At 39.3% G+C, this 2,737-nt stretch carries 2 protein-coding genes; both read left to right on the top strand.

The genetic code is table 11. From position 1 onward, the window contains the following. Positions 1-1,328: hybrid sensor histidine kinase/response regulator (locus IQ260_RS29580; protein WP_193996633.1), on the top strand; the 1,328-nt coding region annotated here is incomplete at its 5' end. Continuing rightward, complete coding sequence (locus IQ260_RS31785) at positions 1,325-2,407, top strand: hybrid sensor histidine kinase/response regulator (protein WP_193996634.1); 1,083 nt, start codon at positions 1,325-1,327, stop codon at positions 2,405-2,407. The genes IQ260_RS29580 and IQ260_RS31785, both read left to right, overlap by 4 nt. The last annotated feature ends 330 nt before the right edge of the window (positions 2,408-2,737 follow it).

The raw sequence follows: 2,737 nt of genomic DNA on the forward strand, positions 1-2,737 counted from the left end.
TTCACAAGAATGGCACTCCTATAGAAGTTTCAGCAACCATTTCTCCACTCAGGAATGACACAGGAGAGATTGTAGGTGCCTCAAAAATTGTGCGGGATATTACCGAACGCAAACAAGCAGAAATGCAGCTGCGACTGACCAACGAAAAACTTGTGCGCGCCACCCGTCTCAAAGATGAATTTCTGGCCAATATGAGCCACGAACTGCGCACGCCCCTTAACGCTATTCTAGGCATGGCAGAGAGTTTACAGGAGCAAGTATTTGGGGAAATTCATCAGCAACAAGTTAAACCATTAGACATGATTCGGCGTAGTGGCCATCACTTGCTAGAACTTATTAATGACATTTTAGATGTCGCTAAAATTGAGTCTGGCCAGATAGAGTTAGACGTGACGTTATCTGCGGTAGAGCCTATTTGTCAAGAAAGTTTAACTTTTATTATGCAGCAGGCCTATCAAAAATCTATTCAAATTGAGACTAACTTGCCAACCCATTTACCTAATGTGCATGTGGATAAGCTGCGTATGCGCCAGGTGTTAATTAACTTACTGAGTAACGCGGTGAAGTTTACTCCAAAGGGAGGACGCGTACGCCTAGACGTTAGCCTCCAAAATTATCCAAAGCAAAATAGAGCCGATATCAATGCATTTGTGCGAATTGCTATCAGTGATACTGGCATTGGTATTGCGTCTGAACATATCAGTAACCTGTTTGAGCCTTTTATCCAAATTGATAGCGACTTAAACCGTAAATATTCAGGGACAGGGTTAGGATTAGCCTTGGTGAAACGCATTGTTGAGCTCCATGGCGGAGTGGTGGAGGTAACGAGTAAGCTCGGTAATGGTAGTTGTTTTACGGTCGATCTGCCCTGTACCCTTGCGTCTCCATTTCCTCCGGCGATCCCTCTACGGGCGCTATCAAAACCTGAGGCCAATCAGACCCAATTTATGGGAGCTTCTTTAATTTTACTGGCTGAAAATGAAGACGCTAATAGTATTACAATTATGAGCTATCTGAGAGCCAAAGGATATTGCGTACAAATAGCGGCAAACTGTCAAGGAGTCATCGATCTAGCTCAGAGTGCTTTACCTGATTTGATCTTGATTGATAGTCATCTACCAGGGATAGATGCTTTAGATACGATTCGGCAGATTCGTTGTATCTCGAATTTGACCGATATTCCTATCATTACTCTAGCAGCTTCAGATATAAAAAATCACCCAGATCAATATCCTACACTAGGAACCTATCGTTATCTCAGCAAACCATTTAAGGTGAAAACATTGATCGATGCTATACAACAGCTTTTGCAAGAGGGTATCAAGTGAGCACTCCAATCATTCTTATTGTTGATGATGAATCCGATAATTTTGATGTGATATCAGTTCTGTTGAGTAACCAAGATTATCAGTTTCACTATATTGATAATGCGCAACGGGTAATCGATTCTCTAGATATTATTCAGCCAGATTTAATTCTCTTGGATGTGATGATGCCTGGCATCAATGGGATTGAACTCTGTAAACAGATTAGGGCAATACCTAAGTGGCAAGCTATCCCAATCACGATGGTAACAGCGCTAACGAGGAAAGAAGACCTCGCTCGCTGTCTGAATGCAGGTGCTGATGATTTTATTAGCAAACCACTTAATGGGCTGGAATTGCGGGCTAGGGTAACCTCGATGTTACGGATCAAACATCAGCATGACGATCTACAGACCTTGCTCAAGTTTCGAGAAGACATGGTACACATGCTCGTTCATGATCTACGCAATCGTCTTACGGATGTTCTGCTAGGTGTAGAATTTCTTGAGATGGATGTAGATTCAGTTATTCAGAAAAGACTGGAGAAAATCTATGAGTCGGCTCAGGGGTTACAGCTTTTAATTGATGATTTACTAAAAATTGCCCTGCTTGAATCTGGCAATATACGACTCAATCGAACAGAGGTTGATATTCGTAAACTTGTGGAGTCTTTGCTTGGTAATTTTGATGCGATCGCAACCCAAAAAAAACAGTCACTCATTAGTCAATTTTCGAATTCTCTAACTAATGGCATTCTTATAGATGAAACATTAATGTATCGTGTATTAGATAACCTCCTATCCAATGCTATTAAGTTTGCTCCAGAAAACAGTAAAATTATTGTAAATGTAGACCTTACCCAGTCAGGTAAACTCAAAATACAAGTTATTGATTCTGGTCCTGGTGTCCCCGATAGATTACGACAAAAGATTTTTGAAAAGTATGAGATCGGCAACCTGATGCCCAATGTTTCCCAAATAGGTTTAGGCTTGGCTCTATGCAAAATGATTATCAAAGCCCATCAAGGTGAAATTTGTGTCAAAAGCAATCAACCAAGGGGAGCTATCTTTGAGATTACTTTAACTCAGCCTCACTTTCTTTAAAGGCACATCAAAAAAAATCTGAACTCAAATTATAAAAAACAATTTTGAATTGCTGTTATTTCATTTCTATACCTTAATAAACTAATTCTCATGAGGGCTTTCTCATTGCTACATGAAAAATATCTAATAAGATTTTCATTAAATTATTCTTGATGAATAGATTCTCACACTCTTTTCACAAAGACTTTAGCGCTATTGAGTATGGTACTTTGGTAATAGGTAGGTGCTCTTAATTCATCATTAGATAAAAGTCTGAACTGATTTACTCAACTAATAAAAGCTAACTGTTTAAATTTTCTCTGCAAAGAGTTAAATGTCTTTAATGAAATT

It is taken from the genome of Leptolyngbya cf. ectocarpi LEGE 11479 (genome assembly GCF_015207065.1).
GTDB classification, from domain to species: Bacteria; Cyanobacteriota; Cyanobacteriia; order Phormidesmidales; family Phormidesmidaceae; genus Leptothoe; species Leptothoe ectocarpi.